Source organism: Rufibacter sp. JT3400010, assembly GCF_054956755.1.
In genome coordinates this window covers 185,441-204,277 of sequence record NZ_JBUDXA010000001.1, presented here as the reverse complement: position 1 = coordinate 204,277, position 18,837 = coordinate 185,441, and the positions used below count along the sequence as shown (strand labels likewise).

Below are 18,837 nucleotides of genomic sequence, written 5' to 3'. Positions count from 1 at the left end.
CAATTATAAGTATTTACATCAGAGTGCTTAGTATTTATCTTTGTATTTCTACTTACAGCATGATTACAGGTGTGTGGTAAATCAAACCTGTGCAAATCCTTTCCGCCCGCTGCCCTAGTACGCTCCTCCCAAGAAGAGTTTAGGTTTAATCTGTCATTTTAGACAGTCTGATGTTCAGCAAAATCCACCTCTTTAAGAATCCATTATCTAGCTTTTCAAGGGTAGTCACGATGGCAAGCTAATTTTTTAAAGCAGCAATCCTACTCATGGCAGCAGAAGTAATGCAAGCCTTTTACTTCATGCTGCTACTCTTATCTCCTACCGGAACACTATGTTTCACCTTTCTCGCAGTGTGCGTGAGAATAGGGTGAATGTCAATGCCTGCACCTGCAGCAAATCTAAGTTACCACCCAAATCACTGCTCTATCGCTGTAACCTACTCATCCTGAGTATGTTCTTTACTGATAAATATTTCTCATCAAGCTTAGCATTACTTATTGCTTGATGAGAAATGTGATTCTATTGCCCCTTATTCCATCTTCTAGCATTCAATACCACATATAGACTTAATTATTTAATCTTTTCCTCAAATCTAATCAATACTACTATGGATGAAGCACCAAAAAACCTGAGTGTTGGAGCAATTAACCCTTATGCGTTAACCGAATCACTGACTGGAAGGAGATTTGATTGGACTACCCCCGAGTCCATCAAGATAATGGAGGACACGCTAGAGACGGATTACAGCGAACTCTTCGACATGAAATTCAACTCTCCGCTTTACGCTGGACTCAAACTGAACAGCAATAACATGGCTGAGCCGCTGAAGCTGTCCGAAATCAAGGTAAGGGATGTAAACGAGGCGACCACCCCAGATTTATCTTCGGTGAAGACAATTGAGGACCTCCGTAAAATGGGAGTGAAGGACCTTGACACCCTGAAAATTCGCTCAGGAAGTATCAGCCGGGGTAACTTGAACCTGAACATTCGGGTACCGCAGCTAGACAGAACGCTGTCTAAATCATTGGTGAGCCGTCCTATGATGGAAATCCTCTTTGCCAACGTGGGCTCTAACGCAGAATGGACGCCAGCCAACGGCGTCTGGAGAGATACCGGTGATTTCTTTGAGGATGTTACAGAGTACAATGACCCCGTGCAGGGAGCCATTGGTAACTGCTACTTCATTGCCGCGATTGCCGCCATGGCGTGGGCGAACCCTTACAACATTGCCCATAAAGTGCGCGCCACTGGTACGGGTGAGGCTGACAGGGTGAACGCCATCCAGTTCTACACAAAAGGAGGAGGGAAGGACGCACCTTCCAAACTGGTGGAGGTATCTGATAATACCTTGGTCAATACCAATAACTTAACTCCAATCTACTGCCGTAGCAATGATGCCAGCGAGATCTGGCCAGCCGTCTACGAGAAGGCGTTTGCGAAATGGATCACCAAAACCGAATCTGACAAGCCAGACATTACAGCTACGGCTTATGGAGATCCGGCAAAGTCAACGGCCCAGCTCAACAACAAAACCCCGCTGTACTATAACACAGATTCCCGCACCGGAGACCAGCTGTATTCAATTGTGAGGGAGAACTCAATGAGCTATAAAACCGTCCATCCCATGACCGCCTGGACGTACGGATCAGGGAGAGATTACACTGGCACGAACATCGTGGGGAACCACGCCTATACCATACTAGGGTGGGCTTTCAGCAACAACAAGCAATACATAGTGCTCCGAAACCCATGGGGTGTGACTGAGCCTGCTGGGGTAAATACTTACCAAGGACTTCTGAGCTTCTTTGACAGCAGTTTCTGGAGACCCATCAACACCATAGGAAACAACGGGGTTTTTGCCTTGGAGGCCAATTCCTTTAAATATTACTTCGCCTGTATAGGAGTGGCAAGGTAAGCGCTACCATTTTCAATCACTTACCTTTAAGCAACTATTTACTAAAGACTTCCTGCGTTAAGGAAGCCTTTAGTAAATAGTTGCTTAAAATATTTCAATAATAAAAAACTCACCTGTTTAGGATAGGAGAGAGTCAACTACCTTTCTATTACATCATCAATCTAGCTAATTGCCTGCATACCTGCTTCAGCAACTACATGATCATTTTCAACGGTGCTGCCAGAAACGCCAATAGCCCCAATGATTTCTCCGTCACTGCCTTTGATCGGGATACCGCCAGGGAAGGTGATCAGTCCGCCGTTAGAGTGTTCGATGTTGTAGAGAGACCCGCCGGGTTGCGAAGCCTGACCTAAATCACCCGTAGGCATGTCAAAAAAACGAGCTGTCCTAGCCTTACGAATGGCAATGTCAATGGAACCCAACCAGGCACCGTCCATACGCGCGAACGCCGTAAGGTTAGCGCCGGCGTCTACTACAGCAATGTTCATTTTCAGTTTTAAACTTTGCGCTTTCTCTAAAGCTGCAGCGATAGCCTTGTTGGCTTGTTCCAGTGTGATTCCCATTGCTTTATATTTGTAGATGTATTTGTTGACCATGTATCTATGAATACTTACGACGACTGAAAAGGTTGGAAAAATGAGTCGATGAACATTGCTATGTTTAATCCATTTGCACGAGTGGAATTACTTATCTTAGAGTGCCGTTTTTCTTTCTATTTAACATATAATAAGCTATAAGCCCTTTCCTTTTTAACCTATATTATAGTCTTATAATTTATATTATGTTAAGTAATGTATTTAAAACTTGTTCTTCGCCTATAAATCTTCAAAAGCATTCCTCATTTATAGTGTATCTATTCATCTGAAGAATACTTGTCATCTGAAGAAATACTTGTCTGTAGTAAACTTTAGTCGTTCACAAGCCCAGCTTCACAACCTTAGTTCCGTTTTATCGGTAGTCATGTTGTGACATTACTAATTTAAGTAAACTATGGCGACACAGACATCCTTTGATGAACTACTGAATACGAAGCAGAAAAAGCTGGCTTTCTTCCAGAACCTGATTTTAGTAGCGATTGCAGATAATTATTTAGATCAGCAGGAAAGCGATTTCCTGGTACAGATTGGCCGCAAACTTAACCTTACGGAGGAAGACACCGCTCCTATTGCTGATAACCTGTCCTTGCTATCCTTTATCATTCCTGAAGAAGGACTACAAAAAACGATGGAATTGCAGACCTTGGTAATGATGGTGTTGCAGGACGGTAGAGTTGATAAAGCAGAGTATAACCTTTGTTTAGACTACGCCAGACGCATTGGGTATAGTAAGGACATGTTGGATGACTTCATCAAAACATTAAGCCAGTCTTAGGCCCTTTCTGGAAAGAAGGTCAAAAACCCAGACGGACATTCTGTCAAAAGCAAGCGCCTCTTAGATAACTAAGAGGCGCTTGCTTTTGAGATGATTACAGATTAGAAAGAAGTGCTTCATTTACTTACAACAGGCAAGGAACTGAATAGCTTCTCCACCCCTTCGGTAATTCTTTCCTGCACTTCTTCGCTTCTATTTGGCACTACGGCTTCTGCCTCAGCACTCCAAACCAGATTGTTCTGTGCCCGGTCAACTAAGTGAACCGAGATGGTTCCTTCCTTGTATCTGCCCACTACTACTTCCCTACTCTTCCAGGTATATCTTCTCTGGCCGGTGTAATAAGGGGCATCAGTTCTGAAATCGGTCTGACGGGTTTGGGCTTTCTCCATCACCACAATGCCCAGATTGACTAACAAATCAGGATTAGTGGCTGAGTAGGTCAAACCCCGTTGCTGCAGTTGCTTGGTTACTTCTCTTTGCAAAGAAGCGATATGCTCTGCCGGGATTTTTATTTCTGACGTATCTGTTGCTGCGTTGTCCTCTGCAAAACCGAAGGTTTGATAATTAGTAAGGTTGAAATCTGGGGCTTTCTCAGAGTTTACGACTCTAATAGAACTACACGCAGTTACAAAAATGATAAACAGAAGGAAAAGAGAATAAATGCTATGTTTCACCATGTTTTTCAAATAGTTAGATTTGTTCTACTGTACTTATATAAACACATTTGGTTTATTTAAAAACGATGTACTTACACAAGATAGTGCCTAAGCAAGGCTCCGTCCTCTATCTACTCCACTAGGTAAACGAAGTTTAAAAACAAATAAAGCCTTCCTTCTGAAAGTACGAGGTAATGGCGGTTCAGAAGTGCCTTCCCAGTTCGCCCACAATATCCTTCCAGAATGACTAAATGTACTGGTTAGATTGTCTGCTTACTTAGTAATTAACCGCATAAAAAAAGGGGCTCCTATAGAGCCCCTTTTTTATGCGGTTGACTGAGATTATAATGACTGCAACAAAGTATCCATACGTTTAGCATCGGCGGTTTTGTCTAAGGCAGTGTATACCTTCAGCAGAGATTGCACTGTGGTACGGTCTTTAGGCTGTGCTTTCAATGCGTTTTCAAAGTATGGCTGGGCTTGAGCGAAGAATTTTTTAGCCTCAGCTTGAACAGCTTTCCCGCTTTTCTGATACTCCGCCAGACTCATTTTGTTGGCTTTGTTGTTCAGGTTTGCGCCTTTGTTGAAGTAATACACGCCTAGGTTGAACTGTGCATCAAAGTTGTTTGGATCAATTTGAGCAGCTTTCTGGTAGGCAGCCAATGCCTCTTCCGGTTTCTTCAATCTTTCCAGAATGTTACCCCTAACAGTGTACAGGTTCGCGTTGTTCGGGTCTGCTTGGATAGCAGCATCCAGTTTACTGATGCTTTCTTGCTCCCGGCCAGATTTCAGGAACAAATCCAGTTCCTGCAACATGAATGTTTTGTCATTTGGGTATTTGGCACGGGCTTTCTCTAGCACCGCTAAGACTTCTTTGTCGTTTTTCTCAACGCTGTTCGCAATGTAAAGTAACTGGTTGTATACCGTTTTAGAAGCAAGGTTCTTGTCTACCAATTGCGTGTACAATTGCTTAGCTCCGGCATAGTCTTCGGCCCCGGCGGCAGCGTAGGCAGCATAAATGTAGGCGGTAGTATCTTCCGGCTTGTACGTGATAGCCTCCAGGTACGCTTTCTTTGCCTCGTCAAACTTCTTGTTGTTGTAGTTTTCTACCCCAGCATTCAACGCATAGGCGTACATGTTGTTCACCAGAACTTCCTTGCGCTTGTTGGCTTCGTCTGTAAACTCTTTTTTCTTAACTTCCAAGGCAGGAACTTTAGAATAAGCTTCATATGCTTCTTTAGAAGCCACTGCCGGATCTACCAACTTACCATATATCGGGTGACCAGCAAGATCTTGGTAAATGACGCCTTTGTAATACCAGGCTTTGGCGTTATTAGCAGTTTTCTCGTTTACAACGGCTTTGTCAATCTCTTCTTTCGCCTTATCTAAGGTTCCTTTCTGCTGATACATGATCGCAGAAGTAACGGCAGAAGTTTGCGCAAAAGCCACCTGCATGGAGACCACCGCTGCTGCTGTTAAAAAAAACTTTTTCATTGCGTTCTTAAGGTTTGGTTTATTGGTTGTTTGTATTGTGCAATCTATTAACTAAAAATTAATGAACTTAGTTCTCACTGATGGTATCCGGATCGAGTAAGTCATCTGAAGTGTCAGGATCAATCACGTCATCGTTAAGCTCCTCCTCTTCTTCTACATCATCTTCCATAACCGGATCAATCAAGTCCTCGGGGTTCAATGCTTCATCAATCGGAACTTCAGAAGCCGGCAAGTCAGATTCACTTAGGGTAACTTCTGCTTTGTCTTCTACCTCAATCTTCGCAACCGATGAAATCTCGTCGCCTTCGTTCAGTCTGATCAATCTTACACCTTGAGATACCCGACCAATGATTCTTAAGTCTGCCACCCGTAACCGGATGGTAATGCCTGACTTGTTGATGATCATGATGTCATCAGAGTCAATCACGCCCATAATGGCTACCAAGTGACCTGTTTTCTCGGTTACATTCAAGGTTTTCACCCCTTTACCGCCGCGGTTCGTGATCCGGTACTCTTCCAGAGAAGAACGTTTTCCGAAGCCTTTTTCAGAAACCACCAGCAAATTGGTGTCTGGGTTATGAACACAAACCATACCAACTACTTTGTCCTCTTCTCCGGCCAGCGTGATTCCGCGCACCCCGGCGGCGGTACGACCCATGGTGCGTACTTTCTCCTCGGGGAAACGAACAGCTCTGCCAGAGCGCAATGCAATGATGATATCGTTAGCCCCGTTGGTCAACTGGACATCCAGTAAGCGGTCACCTTCATTGATGGTAATGGCCTGGATACCGGCTTGTCTTGGTCTTGAATAAGCCTCTAGCGGTGTTTTCTTGATCGTTCCTTGCTCGGTACAGAACACCAGGTAATTGTTCAGGACATAATCTGGATTCTTCAGGCCGCTCACATTGATTACGGCGCGTACTTTGTCTTCCTTCTCTATATTGATCAGGTTTTGAATAGCACGTCCTTTGGTGGTTTTTCCGCCTTCCGGTACTTCGTAAACTTTGAGCCAGAAAACTTTTCCAGATTCTGTGAAGATGAGCAGATAGTTGTGGGTGCTGGCAATAAACAAGTGCTCAGTGAAGTCATCTTGTTTAGACGTGGCGGCTCCTCTGGAACCAACCCCGCCTCTGCTTTGGCTGCGGTACTCGGTGAGCGGTGTTCTTTTTACATAGCCTTCATGCGAAATGGTGATCACCATGTTCTCATCTGGAATCATGTCTTCCAGGGAGATGTCACTGGACACCATTTCAATGGCCGTGCGGCGCTCGTCACCGTAGCGTTCACGTATGTCAACCAGTTCCTGCTTGATGATCTCCATGCGCAAGCCTTCGTCGGCCAAAACGTTAATGAGGTGATCTATGAGCTGCATCAACTCATTGTATTCCTTTTGGATCTTGTCACGCTCCAAGCCGGTTAACCGCTGCAGACGCATCTCCAGAATGGCACGTGCCTGAATATCTGACAACTGGAAGCGCTCAATCAAACCGGTACGGGCCACTTCAGGGTCTCTGGAAGCTCTGATGAGGTTGATTACTTCGTCCAGATTGTCAAGCGCGATCAATAAACCTTCCAGAATGTGCGCACGTTTGCGGGCTTCTTCCAGTTCAAACTGCGTTCTGCGGATCACCACCTCATGACGGTGCTCCACAAAGTGTTTGATCAAGTCTTTCAGGTTCAATGTCATCGGGCGACCGCCCACCAATGCGACGTTGTTCACCCCGAAAGAAGATTGCAATTGGGTGTATTTGAACAGGTTGTTCAAGACCACGTTGGCAACGGCATCACGTTTCAAATCATACACAATACGCAGACCTTCACGGTCAGACTCATCGCGCAGGTCAGAGATGCCTTCAATCTTCTTGTCATTGATGAGCGCGGCCGTTTTCTCAATCATGGCGGCTTTGTTCACCATGTAAGGAATTTCGGTGACAATGATCTGGTCTTTGCCGTTCTTGTTAGTTTCAATAACCGCTCTGGCCCGCACAATTACCCTACCACGACCGGTCTCAAACGCATTTTTTACGCCGTCATATCCGAAGATGATACCACCCGTAGGAAAATCCGGAGCGGTGATGTACTTCATTAAGTCAGCGATGGAAATCTCTGGGTCTTCAATATAGGCGATGGTTCCGTTCACTACCTCCGTCAGGTTGTGCGGGGCCATGTTGGTGGCCATGCCTACCGCTATACCAGAGGTTCCGTTTACCAGCAGATTTGGGAATTTAGCCGGGAAAACACTGGGTTCTTTGAGGGAGTCGTCAAAGTTTGGTACAAAGTCAACGGTGTTTTTCTCCAGATCGGCCAGCAGTTCATCGGCGATACGCTTGAGGCGGGCCTCGGTGTAACGCATGGCGGCCGGTGAGTCACCGTCAATGGAACCGAAGTTCCCCTGACCGTCTACCAGCGGATACCGGAGCGACCAGGGCTGGGCCATGCGCACCATGGTGTCATAAACAGAGGAGTCGCCGTGCGGGTGGTATTTACCCAGCACCTCTCCTACTATCCTAGCCGATTTTTTATATGCTTTGTTATAGGAAACTCCTAATTCAGACATCCCATACAACACGCGGCGGTGTACTGGTTTAAGACCATCCCGCACATCCGGAAGGGCCCGGGAAATGATAACGGACATTGAATAGTCAATGTACGCCCCGCGCATTTCATCTTCTATGTTGATGGGAATTATCCGCTCGTTTTCTGCCATTTTACTTCAATAGAGCTTAAAAAATGTACTATTTGTAAGCCTGCAATTTACGAAAAAAGATAGTGATTTGCTAATTTTTGCCCTTCTTACGGCTACTCTTTCCCTCCATCTGCTGCTGCATTTCTTTAGAGGGCTTTTGTAGTTTCTCCCCTATTCTGGGATTCTGTTTTTTATACCAGGGCATGCCTCTATACTCGCCTTCGCCGTGGCGGTGTACCATACGGGTTTGGCAGGAGCTAATGGGGCAAGCAGGTCGGCAGGAAAAGGAAAAACCCACCATTAAAAGCATTAAACCAGAGAAGGTACTTCTTTTTATATAATCCATCATGGCGTAAAAATGTCATTTTTTTATCCAACACAAAATAGATGTTGTTATCTAAAAGCATTTACTGGCTTGTTTATTGTAAGAGGTTGTGTATATTAGACAAAGCTTCTAAACCTGGCTATCTGTTGTTTATATGAAAATTCCCTTTGTTAAAACCTTTTCAGTAGTAGCCCTTGGGCTTACCTATCCTTCCCTTGTTCTTGCACAAGGCAATGTGCCGCAGGGAGCGGCGGCCCAAATGAACTTAAACAGATTGGCATCTGCGGGTGCGGGAGGAAATGTGCAGGTCTATGATAACCGCTACGAGGGACTGAAAGGAAGTCCTTTCTTCAGTGATCAATGGTCTACCGGGCATGTAGAGATGAAAACTGATAATACCGGTAAAACAGAGGTCTTTAAAGACCTGAAGCTGAAATATGATGTATTCTCCAATGTGCTGGTAGCCATAAGCGCACAAACGAAAGACACCTTCCAGATCAGTACCGCGCCGGTGGTTTCCTTCAGTCTGGAATCGCCTACCGGCGAACCCCTCCCTTTTAAACGCATCAAGGAGGCGCAGACCCTTGAACCCAAACTAAGGAACGAATTCTTCGCAGTTCTGCACGAAAGCCCCAATGGCAAAGTGGCTTTTCTGAAAAGAACCGCCAAAACTAAGATAGACGCGAACTTCAAAGGCGGCTACAGTTCTGGGCAGACGTATGACGAACTGGTGAACGAAACCAGCTATTACGTTGTCGCGAATGGTAAAATGCAAAAGGTTAAACTTAACCGTAAGTCAATCATTGATGTGTTCCCCGATAAAGAGGCGCAACTCAAGTCCTTTATTACCAGCCAGAAATTAGCGATGTCTTCTGAAGCAGACCTGATCAAAACCTTGGCTTATTTACAAACGCTGTAACCAGATTTTAGCCTGAAAACAGAAAAGGCGGCCTAAAAGCCGCCTTTTCTGTTTTCTACCCATTTCATCAAAACCAGGTTAGAAACGTCTGCTTACTACACCTCCTTTGCGGCTGTCTACTTCTACCTGCAGATTGGGTTTGTTCGCGTTCACAATCCAGCGGACTTTGATGTAACCCATGCCCGGGATGTTAGGAATTTCTAGCCTTGCGGGATTTAGTTTCTGTTCCTTGCCCAGGTTCAGGTCAGCGTTTTCCAGAACCATGCCAGCCACAACGGTTGAATCCCGCAGTGAAATGTAGTCGGGGCGTTCAATGCGGTATTTCAGGTCCTGGCTGGAGTGCGTGGGAATGATGCGGGTATTGGCCACGGTGGCGGTTACTTCGGTGAGGCCGTTAGAGAGTTTCTTTGTTTGTACTTCCTGGACGACCAACTGCGGCAGTTGATACGCCTGGTACACGGTGAACGCCATGTTGCGGTGCGCGTCTTCCTCCAATAGAAAACCGGGGTGCGCCCGGGGATAATTCTTCTTGAAGCCGCCAATTTCCACTTGGCCGTAGGTAGGGTGGTCAAACGAAGTCCACTCCACAAACGCGTCATTGAAGAGCAGCATCTTGTTGAAGTCATACTGTTCGGCTTCCCGCTCCGTTCCGCTGATTCCTTTCCGGTCAAACTGCAGGTACGGCGACATTAACTCATTGGAAAAGGTGAAGATGCCGCGGGCACCGTGAAACCAGTCCAGTTCTCCGCCGAAGGCTGAGTATAAATCTTTGTACACCACCATGTAGGTGTACCCTGGAATGATCTGCTCAGCGTATTTTCCCAGCAAATCATAGACCTGGTTGTCATCCCGGTTATAAGTGTTCTGGTCTTCTTCTGCGCCGGGGCCGCGCAGAATCATGCCCCCGTTGTTATGGTAACTCTGGGCTCCGGCAATGTTGGGGTGGCGCAGCACAAAGTCTTTCACGGCCCGGTTCTCTGGAATAGAAAACGGGTATTTGTACGCTCCGCGCTGAATGTAATCTGGTTGCCAGTTCCAGCCCCAGTCGCGGTTGGGGTCATAATAACCCGGCGGGTCTTCGTTCACTTTGCCGTCGCCGTCATTGTCCAGTCCTTCGTAGCCCAGCAATTCGTATTCGCCGGGCTGGTCTGGCTTGGCCGGAATAAGGCGCAAGGGATTCTGCGGGTCCAGCACGTACCTGCCATTAGGTGACTTGCGGCGCATAAAGGTGATATTTCCGTCTTTGTTCAGGTCATCGGGCTGGTCTTCGTCTACCAGGCCATCACCGTCATCATCCAACGGAATCATGCCCGAGCGAGGCGAGTGCGCGCTGTTGGGCTTGTGCATGAAGTTGTTCCGGGCATCTGGGTTGATGGTGGGAATGATGTAGAACGTCTTCTGCTGTAATAACTCCTGAATGAACGTGTTGTCCTGAAAATTTTCTACCAGATACCAGGCCGTGTACAGTGCAAACTCAGAACCTTGAATTTCATTGGAGTGGATGTTTCCGTCAATGTACATGGCTGGTTTGCGGTCTGGATCGCCGGTGTTAAAATCTGAGATGGTCAAGGCCCAGATACGGCGGCCCTCATAAGAATCCCCAATCGTTTCAAGCTTCACCAGGTCTGGGTAGGCTTTGGCTAATTTGGCGCAGATCTCTGTGAGGCCGTCATAGTCATAGTACCGGTTCCAGCTCACGGTTACCTTGGGGTTGTGCGGCGTACCGGCTGCCCTGAAAACCTGTTCACTCGTCTGCGCTTGGGTTGTGGTTACGCCGGAAGCCAAGAGGCCGAAAGACAGCAACGCAATAGATAAACTTCTTTTCTTCATGACGAGCGACTAGCGTAAATACACTTCTTTGGTTTGTTTACCGGCGGTGGGGCTGTGCGCGATGATGGAGACATAACCTTTTCCGTTCACCAACCAGGAAACCTGATATTTTTCGCCCCCGGCCAGGGCATTGCTTAACTGAATCTTATTTCCCGACACCAATTTCTGGTTATCGCTTAACTGCAGCGTCACCTTCACTTTCTGTACCCACCGGGAACGGTCGCCTATTTCTGAATGGGTGGGCAAGGAACCCTGGTTGTAGACATCGGCGGTGATGCGGGTGAGCCCTCCGGCTACTTTCTCAGAGCTGATGTTCACAATTTGGAGCGAAGGCATCCATTTGGCGTACGCCGAGAAAAACCTGAAATGCTTTAACGCAATGGTTTCCAGCAGGTGCACCGGCGGGGTTTGTTTCACATACGGGGCCAATCCTCCTATCTCCACCACCTGGTCTGGGAAATCTGGGTGTTTGATGGCTTTCCAGTTCACGAAGGTTCCGGCCATGTCATTGGCTTTGGCCCAGCGCAGGAAATTGACATCTTCGTTTTCAGAAGGAAGTTCAGGGGTTTTGCCGCCGGTAGTGTCTGTTGAAAGTACCGTTTTAGGCGTCCACCAGCCGGGTGTGCTGTAGCTGAACCGGCCGTAATGGAAGTACGCCCACTGCAAGACATCGCCGGGCGAAGGGGCCGCCTTGGGGGCGTTCTTCAGGCGAGTGGAATTGTTGTACAATTTGGAAATCTGGTCATTAACGGCCGCATCTTTCTCCAGCAAACCGCTCACAATGCGTTTGGAGGCTTTGGCCCGGTCAAAGCGCAAGGGTTCAGAAAGGGTGTTGGCCGGCCCGAAGAGAAAGACGGCGTACACGTTCTTGGCTTCGTACATAAAATCGGCGAACGCCTTGGTTTCGCGTTCAGACATGGGGTGCTCGCCCGCGCCTTCCTGAAAGTAAGGGTAGTCAAAGGTGAAGTTCCGGTTGAATTGCACGCCTCCTTCGGGGTCTTCGTTCCACTTGCCGTCTTTGTCGTTGTCAATGCCTTCGGTGTAGAGGTGGTATTCGCCTTTCTCGCCTTTGGTCACATCGGCTAAGACCATGACTCTGGGGTCTTCGGCCGAGGGGCGGTAAATGCCGGTCGGGTTTTTCACGCGCATCATGGTAATGAGCCCGTCTTTGTTCAGGTCTTCAAAGGGATCCTCAAACATGCGCCCGTCACGATCATCGTCTACGGGTTGGGCGTTGCCTACCCGTTCCCAGCGCAGCTTTTCGTGGTATTGCTCAGAGGCATCTGGGTTCAGGTTGGGGAAGATGTAGAAGGTTTTGGACTGCAACAACTCCCTGACCGAATCTTGCAGCACCGCCGCCTGCAGCATCTGCTCGGCCATTTGCATGGTCAGTTCTGTGGTGGCCAGTTGCCGACCGTCAAGACCAGCCGCTACCACAATGGCGGGTTTGTTGGCGGCGTTGTCACGGCCCAAAGTCAGCATCCAGATTTCTTTACCGGTAGCGGTCTTCCCTACGGTGGTCAACGACGCGATAGTACTGTACCGGGTGCTCAATTTCTGCAAACGGGCAGTCAGCTGGGTATAGCTCTGGTAATCCCGCTGGGCGAATGCCCCCAAACTGATACCTGTGAAAGCTATTCCCAACAAGGAAGCTTTTATAATCTTATTCATGAAAGAATGCTCAAAAGTACGCTAGGAGATAGCAGCAGAAGCAGCGGCGGGAATTTGAAAGGGCTTAGGTGGCTCTTCTTCTCCGTGCCATTCTTTTAAGAACATCTGCACAAATTGTTCCATATAGGCATGCCGCTCCTGCGCTAGTTGCTGGCCGGTGTTGGTGCTGAATCTGTCTTTCAACAGGAAAAGCTTTTCATAGAAATGGTTGAGTGTGGGGCTATGGTTCTTCTTGTATTCCTCAAAAGAAGCATGTAAACGCGGCTCCTGTGCGGGATGGTACATTTCCCTGCCTTTGTGCCCTCCATATGCGAAGGCTCGCCCAATTCCGATGGCGCCAATGGCATCTAACCTATCGGCGTCCTGAACCACTTTGGCCTCAAGCGTGGAGGGCGTGGTGTCCACCCCGGCGCCTTTGAAGGTCACTTCCCTTACAATCTGGCAGACTTTCTCCATCAGATCTTCTGGCGCGTTCTGCTTTTGTAGCCATTCCCGGGCGGCTCTTGGTCCAGCTTCTTCGTCTCCCTGGTTAAATTTCCAATCGGCTATGTCGTGCAACAAAGCTCCTAGTTGCACTACGGTTGTGTCTACCGGTTCCTGTTTTGCGATGAGTAAGGCATTTTGCCAAACCCGTTTTATGTGCCACCAATCATGGCCTGAGCCTTCGCCCGCAAACAATTCTTCTACGTGTTGGGCAGTTTTTGCCACCAGTTCATCCGCGTTCATGTCCGAAAACTACTTAAAAATCCGCAAAGCCCCACGCGGTTATGGCCTGGCGCGGTTACATTCTAGCTTTTGGCCTGTTTTGATAAAAGTGCACCAGAATCATAGACCAAGCGCCATTTGTCTAGAAGTTGTTTTTAGGCCGATGCTTATGCGATTCTCAAACCATTCTATAAAGTAGATATTCTGAGATAATTATATTTCTTTTTTGTGGTAAACACGTATAGAGGCGCAGACAACTAACATGCTCCCCTTGAAAACAAAACTACTTATACAGGCATTTATGGCAATGAGCTTTGCGTCCTTTGCCCAATCTAAAGCCACGCAGGAAGCCGCACCTGAATCTCTTCAAACAGGCCGCGCAGATTCGGTGGCCCCAGCGTACCGAAAATGGAACATCTACCCGGTGGCGTACTACACCCCCGAAACGCAGTTCGGGTTTGGGACCAAGCTGGTGCACGTGCGCAAATCCAAAGGCACGTTGCCCACAGACCGCCCCGACCTTTATTCGCCCACGTTGGTGTACACCACCCGCAAACAGATCCTGACCACCCTCACCGCTGATGTCTGGCGCAAGCACAATGATCAGCATCTTTTCGCCCAGTTGGAGTACAATGACTATCCGTACTTTTTCTTCGGAATAGGCAACGAGTCGCCAGATGATGCCGAGGAAGCCTATACCAGCCGCACTGTTAATTTCTTCGGGCAGTTTGAGGAGCAGATCTTCAAAAGAGTCTACCTGGGCGCGCGCTATGAATTCAAGAGAGAAACTATTCCTGAAGTGGAGGAAGGCGGACAGTTAGCCCAGAAAACTATCATAGGCAGCGAGGGCGTGCTGGCTTCGGGCTTAGGACCGGTGCTCATGATAGACAGCCGGAACAACGTGTACACTCCCTCCAAAGGCCATTACCACCAGTTTTCGGCCTTGTTCTTCGGGAAATACCTGGGCGGCGACGATAACTTCACGCGGTATAAACTTGACCTCCGGAAGTACATGGCGGTTGGTCCAAGCGTGTTGGCGGTTCAGGGACTTTTCACGTTTACCGTGGGCGATGCGCCCTTCCAGTACCTGGCACCTTTGGGCGGCGTGAATGTGATGCGGGGTTTTCTGGAAGGAAGATTCAGAGACGAAGACGCCATTGTAGGGCAAGTGGATTACCGTTTCCCGATCAAAGGACGCATTGGCGGCGCGTTGTTCGGCGGGGCCGGACAGGTTTCCAAACGAATCCCAGATTTTGGGTTAGACAAATTCCACCTGGCTGGGGGCGGTGGCCTGCGTTACAAACTGAACGATGAAGGTATGGTGGTGCGCGGCGATGTCGCTTTCTCCAACCAGGGCATGTACCTCTACTTCTCCTTCGCTGAAGCGTTTTAAACTTCTTTTTCTAAGAACAGCCTTAAAACAGAAAGCCGCTGCAAAGAACATTGCAGCGGCTTTCTGTTTAAATCAAGAGTATTTTTTCAGCTAAACTTTGTCATCTTGGAAAGATCTTGTGCGCGAAACAGAAAAGTATTGATCAAGCGGTACTTCCGTTTACCCACAAGATTCTATAAGGATGACAAAGAAGAGAGGTCCAGTGTCTTACTTAAACTCCCGCGTTTCCAACGTACCCACCTTGGGTAAAATCTGAATCACAAATCTTCTATCCCGCACATCGCCGGTACGGCCGGCTCCTTCAAAGCCGCTGCCTGAGGCAATCAGTTCAATACGGTCGGCCGGAAATTTGATGCCCGCGTTTCGCCAGAACTGCAATAAAGCCAGGGCCCGTTTGTAGCTCAATTCCAACGCGTATTCCCGCTGGGTGATGTTACGAGCATCGCCTTTGGCGAAACTGGCGGCCCGTCCGTCAATGACAATCAAGTACTTCACATCTGTGTTTTTGATGGAATTGATCACTCGGCTCAGTTCCTGCCCCGCCCGGCGAAGTGGTGCTAAAGAACGCTGCGGAATGGTGGCGCTGCTTTGGTCAAACAACACATCCACTAGTAACTCATGCCGTTTGTACTTCTCGTTGTACTGGAAATAACGTCCGTCCAAGCGAGAGAGAGCAGCTTTTATCTCGTCTAGTTTGCGTTTCTCCTGTATCTCTACCTGCATCTGGGCTATGTTCCGGCGGTTCTCTGCGTCTTTGTCCCGGAACATTTTAAAACTCAGCACGAACAGCACCAGCATGATCAGGAACAGCGTGGTCATGAGGTCTACGTAGCTGGGCCAGAAGAAATCTCGGTTTTCTTTGTTCATGGTCTGCTATGCCTTTCTGCCGTTGTTCTGGCCTGTACCAAAGATTCGGCCCATGGCTGCTTTGATGGGACCCGGCTCCATGCTTTTCTCCACGTTGGCATTCAGCACGGCCAGTTGCTGTAGTAGTTTCTGCTGAATCTCAGAGTCGGTGTCAATCTTGCGGAGCAGGCGTTCATTGGTTTGTTTTATCTCCTGCGCCAGATCACGCTGCTGATGGTTCAGGTTGTCTTGCTGGTAATTGAGGCTCTGGAACGGCTTCATGTAATCCAGAATGCGTTGGTAAAGGTTGTCTTCGTTCAGTTTTCGGAAGTGTTCGCCCCATTTCTCGTAGGCGTTCTGGGCATCACGTTCCTGGTGCTCCAAGCGGGCCTGCATCAAATCAGTGAGTTTCAGGGCTGCTTTGTCAAAATACTGCTCGGTACGATTGGCAATGGTGTCCAGTTCTTCTTCATGCCGGGCGAAGAAATTGATTTGCCGTTGAATGGTTTCATCGTGCTTCTGCAAATATGTGGGCACTTGGTCAAAGCCTTCCTGCAGTTTGGTTAAACGGCTCAGTACTTGGGAAATATTCTGGGTGAGTTCGCCGCCCTTGCGCACCGATTCATTCAGGGCCTCTTGGTACTGCAGGAAATTCAGGAACAGCCGCTCGCTTTCCTTTATCTTGTCGAACACCTGCAAGTTGGCGTTAGCCATTTGGGTGAAGCCAATCTGGTCCAGCTTCTGGATGAATTCCTTCTGGGTGCTGATGTTGTCGGTGAGCGTTTCCACTATCGGGCGGAAGCCCAGAATCTTATCCAGAAAATCTTTGTTAAACGAATCCAGCACCGATTTCAGGTTGCCCAAACTAGCCGACATGTCTGAGTTGAGCTTAGGCAGCAGGTGGGTTTGCAGAAATGTGTAGTAATCGTTTTTGTGGCGGTCACGGGTGCTGCGGGCGTTCTTGAGGGCGTTGTTGCCCATCATGGTCAACAGCAATCCGCAGAAACTACCGGCCATGGCAATGAGCACCCCAAACAGGAAAGACGGAATGTTCTGGTCGGTGATGAAAGAAGTGCCGTCTTCCGGCGAGCCTCCCAGACCGGCAAACACCAGACTAGAAAGCCCCAGAATCACGCCCGAGAAAGTACCCAGCAACCCCACGTACAGCGGCGTGGCAATGGTAGACTGCACCTCGTTGTCCTGCGCCTCGGCGTACCGTTCCGCCACATCTTTCAGGATATTGAAATCGGCGGCGGCGCCTTTGTTCAGCCGAAGGTACTCATTAGTGCTTTTGTGAATCCCCTGGAACGTGGGTGAAGGGGCCTGCACCTCAATCAGGTCTACATAATTGCCATCCTCCACAGTTTCTGCTATTACCGGAGCCGGTGCATTGACCAGGTAGATGTTGCCGTCATTCAGGAGTTGCCTGAACTTCTCAATTTTGATGGTGTAAAAGGGCGTTTCACCGTTCTGGGCTTCAATGTGCAGTTCCTCGGCATCTACCGCAATGATTTTTTTAATGACCGGATTGGTAGGCGAAAATTCCCGAAACGCTTCTCCGTAGAGCAGGCGGTCCCATTGCTTTTCCAGGGAAGTATCAGCAGCTTTCTGTGGTTCTCTGGCGCTCAAAGACCGGCGGGCCACGGTCAGATTCTCTTTCGCGGGGAAGAGTTTTTCAATGCCGTTTATTTTGTTTCGGTTGGCCTGGTACACGCGCCATTGGTACCCAATGATAAGGATGACCAGTAACGCTTCAATAATAAAGACGAATTCCATGTAGGTAAGGTAACAGAAATTTAGGCATTGTAAAACGCTTCTTGAGCGTTTCAACTGACCTACTTTAGCAATTAGGTAAAAGGAAGAGGAACCGTTTTGAGCCCGTTTCCTTCAAAACAGACTTAAAACAGTTCCTCTACTCAGGTTTTTTCCACCTTCAGGTGAAAGGTCAACGAGTCAAATTTTTTCTGGCATTAAGCTTACCGGAAATCAATTTTAGCTTTCTCCTGAATCTTCCAGCCGCTGCTGGTTCTTACTAGAACGCCGTCGCCTTGTAGCACAATGCGGCTTACTAAACGGTTAGATGGTTTTTCAAAAGAGAAAGCATTCTCCAGACGGTCCATTCCTTGGGAGATGACAAACGCCTGGTTTCCGCCTAGATTGAAACGGTAACTGGTGCTGGAACTACCCTCGGCGGGGGCGTCAATCTCCAGGTAAGAATCTGAATCTGGGCGTTGCTGCAATTGGTGCGTTTTGATGGTGCCGTCTTCGGGGATGATGGAATAGCGGGTGCGGCTCACGGGTGCCTCGGGTTGCGGCTGCGGTTGCGGAGTTACTTGCTGGGTTAACTCGTTGAGCAGATCATCGCCCACAATCTCTCTTCCCAAGGTTGGTGCTGGCGTTGGCTGCGCCGAAGCTGGTCCTTCTACTTCCAGGTTAGTCAATGGTTCGCGTCTGCGGTTTTCGTTTCTTTTTTGCTGCGGTTGCTGCTGTGCCCGTTGCGGTTGGGTTCCGCCAGCCACTGCCGGTTGTGCCGGTTGCTGCTGCGGTTGTTTCTGACGGGGCTCCTGCGGCTGACGCTGTTCTTTGGGCTCGCGGGGCTCTCTTGGTTCTCTGGGTGGTCTTTGTTGCTGCGGTCCCTCCTGCTTTTGTCTTGGCTCCTGCGGCTGACGCGGTTGTTGTTGATTGCCACGGGTTTGCTCTGCTTGCGGCTGTTGACCTCTTCCCTGCTGCGGTTGCTTTTGGCGGGGCTCCTGTGGCTGACGAGGTTCCTGCGGTTGTCTAGGCTCACGCCCCTGGGGCTGGTTTGGTTGGCCGCCGCGCGGATTACGCTGGTTCTCTTGCTGCGGATTTTTGCTGTTTCTTCTGATGTGATTTTCCAGCGCTTTCACGCCTGCTTCCAATTCACGGTTTTTTTTCTCCAGTAACTGAATGCGGTACACCAGCCCACTGGCTTTGTAAAAGGTGAATGCGGCCACTAAAAGGGCAAGAATGGCAATGATATAAGGTACATATTCCATACCGACTTA

Annotated in this window: 15 protein-coding genes; 4 read left to right on the top strand and 11 right to left on the bottom strand. The window is 48.5% G+C overall.

All coding sequences use genetic code 11. From position 1 onward, the window contains the following. The first annotated feature begins 607 nt into the window (after positions 1 to 607). Complete coding sequence (locus ACY0JR_RS00825) at positions 608 to 1,915, top strand: C2 family cysteine protease (protein WP_462631891.1); 1,308 nt, start codon at positions 608 to 610, stop codon at positions 1,913 to 1,915. A 161-nt stretch (positions 1,916 to 2,076) separates the two neighbouring features. Here ACY0JR_RS00825 and ACY0JR_RS00820 read toward each other — a convergent pair whose 3' ends face one another. Further along, on the bottom strand, positions 2,077 to 2,478 hold the full coding sequence (locus ACY0JR_RS00820; protein ID WP_462631890.1) for a GlcG/HbpS family heme-binding protein: 402 nt from the start codon (positions 2,476 to 2,478) through the stop codon (positions 2,077 to 2,079). A gap of 427 nt (positions 2,479 to 2,905) precedes the next feature. Between ACY0JR_RS00820 and ACY0JR_RS00815 the strand changes: the two genes are divergently transcribed. After that, the gene (locus tag ACY0JR_RS00815) at positions 2,906 to 3,286 is read left to right on the top strand and encodes a hypothetical protein (protein ID WP_462631889.1); all 381 of its coding nucleotides are present in this window, start codon (positions 2,906 to 2,908) and stop codon (positions 3,284 to 3,286) included. A 116-nt stretch (positions 3,287 to 3,402) separates the two neighbouring features. On the opposite strand, the gene ACY0JR_RS00810 is transcribed toward ACY0JR_RS00815, so the two are convergent. The 4 genes from ACY0JR_RS00810 to ACY0JR_RS00795 all read right to left on the bottom strand — a co-directional run bounded on the left by ACY0JR_RS00810 (position 3,403) and on the right by ACY0JR_RS00795 (position 8,471). After that, positions 3,403 to 3,963, bottom strand: a complete 561-nt coding sequence (locus ACY0JR_RS00810; RefSeq protein ID WP_462631888.1) for a DUF4136 domain-containing protein — start codon at positions 3,961 to 3,963, stop codon at positions 3,403 to 3,405. A 321-nt stretch (positions 3,964 to 4,284) separates the two neighbouring features. Further along, positions 4,285 to 5,436 (bottom strand): tetratricopeptide repeat protein, encoded by a 1,152-nt coding sequence (locus tag ACY0JR_RS00805; protein ID WP_462631887.1) that lies wholly within the window; start codon positions 5,434 to 5,436, stop codon positions 4,285 to 4,287. A 67-nt stretch (positions 5,437 to 5,503) separates the two neighbouring features. Continuing rightward, positions 5,504 to 8,143, bottom strand: a complete 2,640-nt coding sequence (gyrA, locus tag ACY0JR_RS00800; RefSeq protein ID WP_462631886.1) for a DNA gyrase subunit A — start codon at positions 8,141 to 8,143, stop codon at positions 5,504 to 5,506. A gap of 70 nt (positions 8,144 to 8,213) precedes the next feature. Next, positions 8,214 to 8,471: a hypothetical protein gene (locus tag ACY0JR_RS00795; protein ID WP_462631885.1), complete on the bottom strand. Its 258-nt coding sequence runs from the start codon at positions 8,469 to 8,471 to the stop codon at positions 8,214 to 8,216. Positions 8,472 to 8,601: 130 nt separating this feature from the next. Here ACY0JR_RS00795 and ACY0JR_RS00790 point away from each other — a divergent pair, with 130 nt between their 5' ends. Beyond that, positions 8,602 to 9,366, top strand: coding sequence for a hypothetical protein (locus ACY0JR_RS00790; protein WP_462631884.1), 765 nt, complete (start codon positions 8,602 to 8,604; stop codon positions 9,364 to 9,366). Positions 9,367 to 9,444: 78 nt separating this feature from the next. On the opposite strand, the gene ACY0JR_RS00785 is transcribed toward ACY0JR_RS00790, so the two are convergent. From ACY0JR_RS00785 to ACY0JR_RS00775, 3 genes are read right to left on the bottom strand one after another with little or no spacing between them, the layout of a single operon-like run. Continuing rightward, the gene (locus tag ACY0JR_RS00785; protein WP_462631883.1) at positions 9,445 to 11,196 is read right to left on the bottom strand and encodes a M14 family metallopeptidase; all 1,752 of its coding nucleotides are present in this window, start codon (positions 11,194 to 11,196) and stop codon (positions 9,445 to 9,447) included. A 9-nt stretch (positions 11,197 to 11,205) separates the two neighbouring features. Further along, positions 11,206 to 12,867, bottom strand: coding sequence for a M14 family metallopeptidase (locus ACY0JR_RS00780; RefSeq protein WP_462631882.1), 1,662 nt, complete (start codon positions 12,865 to 12,867; stop codon positions 11,206 to 11,208). Positions 12,868 to 12,888: 21 nt separating this feature from the next. Beyond that, positions 12,889 to 13,593, bottom strand: coding sequence for an HD domain-containing protein (locus tag ACY0JR_RS00775; protein WP_462631881.1), 705 nt, complete (start codon positions 13,591 to 13,593; stop codon positions 12,889 to 12,891). Positions 13,594 to 13,873: 280 nt separating this feature from the next. On the opposite strand from ACY0JR_RS00775, the gene ACY0JR_RS00770 reads away from it, so the two are divergent. Beyond that, complete coding sequence (locus ACY0JR_RS00770; protein WP_462631880.1) at positions 13,874 to 14,965, top strand: BamA/TamA family outer membrane protein; 1,092 nt, start codon at positions 13,874 to 13,876, stop codon at positions 14,963 to 14,965. Positions 14,966 to 15,172: 207 nt separating this feature from the next. On the opposite strand, the gene ACY0JR_RS00765 is transcribed toward ACY0JR_RS00770, so the two are convergent. The 3 genes from ACY0JR_RS00765 to ACY0JR_RS00755 all read right to left on the bottom strand — a co-directional run bounded on the left by ACY0JR_RS00765 (position 15,173) and on the right by ACY0JR_RS00755 (position 18,828). Next, positions 15,173 to 15,832 (bottom strand): hypothetical protein, encoded by a 660-nt coding sequence (locus ACY0JR_RS00765; RefSeq protein WP_462631879.1) that lies wholly within the window; start codon positions 15,830 to 15,832, stop codon positions 15,173 to 15,175. Between the two features lie 6 nt (positions 15,833 to 15,838). Then, positions 15,839 to 17,587, bottom strand: coding sequence for a hypothetical protein (locus tag ACY0JR_RS00760; RefSeq protein ID WP_462631878.1), 1,749 nt, complete (start codon positions 17,585 to 17,587; stop codon positions 15,839 to 15,841). Between the two features lie 200 nt (positions 17,588 to 17,787). Further along, the gene (locus ACY0JR_RS00755; protein ID WP_462631877.1) at positions 17,788 to 18,828 is read right to left on the bottom strand and encodes a hypothetical protein; all 1,041 of its coding nucleotides are present in this window, start codon (positions 18,826 to 18,828) and stop codon (positions 17,788 to 17,790) included. Positions 18,829 to 18,837 lie beyond the last annotated feature (9 nt).

Excerpts from the sequence above, each read along its gene's own strand:
- ACY0JR_RS00825 (WP_462631891.1), top strand. The coding sequence starts at position 608 with ATGGATGAAGCACCAAAAAACCTGAGTGTTGGAGCAATTAACCCTTAT.
- ACY0JR_RS00820 (WP_462631890.1), bottom strand. The coding sequence starts at position 2,478 with ATGGGAATCACACTGGAACAAGCCAACAAGGCTATCGCTGCAGCTTTA.
- ACY0JR_RS00815 (WP_462631889.1), top strand. The coding sequence starts at position 2,906 with ATGGCGACACAGACATCCTTTGATGAACTACTGAATACGAAGCAGAAA.
- ACY0JR_RS00810 (WP_462631888.1), bottom strand. The coding sequence starts at position 3,963 with ATGGTGAAACATAGCATTTATTCTCTTTTCCTTCTGTTTATCATTTTT.
- ACY0JR_RS00805 (WP_462631887.1), bottom strand. The coding sequence starts at position 5,436 with ATGAAAAAGTTTTTTTTAACAGCAGCAGCGGTGGTCTCCATGCAGGTG.
- gyrA (WP_462631886.1), bottom strand. The coding sequence starts at position 8,143 with ATGGCAGAAAACGAGCGGATAATTCCCATCAACATAGAAGATGAAATG.
- ACY0JR_RS00795 (WP_462631885.1), bottom strand. The coding sequence starts at position 8,471 with ATGATGGATTATATAAAAAGAAGTACCTTCTCTGGTTTAATGCTTTTA.
- ACY0JR_RS00790 (WP_462631884.1), top strand. The coding sequence starts at position 8,602 with ATGAAAATTCCCTTTGTTAAAACCTTTTCAGTAGTAGCCCTTGGGCTT.
- ACY0JR_RS00785 (WP_462631883.1), bottom strand. The coding sequence starts at position 11,196 with ATGAAGAAAAGAAGTTTATCTATTGCGTTGCTGTCTTTCGGCCTCTTG.
- ACY0JR_RS00780 (WP_462631882.1), bottom strand. The coding sequence starts at position 12,867 with ATGAATAAGATTATAAAAGCTTCCTTGTTGGGAATAGCTTTCACAGGT.
- ACY0JR_RS00775 (WP_462631881.1), bottom strand. The coding sequence starts at position 13,593 with ATGAACGCGGATGAACTGGTGGCAAAAACTGCCCAACACGTAGAAGAA.
- ACY0JR_RS00770 (WP_462631880.1), top strand. The coding sequence starts at position 13,874 with ATGGCAATGAGCTTTGCGTCCTTTGCCCAATCTAAAGCCACGCAGGAA.
- ACY0JR_RS00765 (WP_462631879.1), bottom strand. The coding sequence starts at position 15,832 with ATGAACAAAGAAAACCGAGATTTCTTCTGGCCCAGCTACGTAGACCTC.
- ACY0JR_RS00760 (WP_462631878.1), bottom strand. The coding sequence starts at position 17,587 with ATGGAATTCGTCTTTATTATTGAAGCGTTACTGGTCATCCTTATCATT.
- ACY0JR_RS00755 (WP_462631877.1), bottom strand. The coding sequence starts at position 18,828 with ATGGAATATGTACCTTATATCATTGCCATTCTTGCCCTTTTAGTGGCC.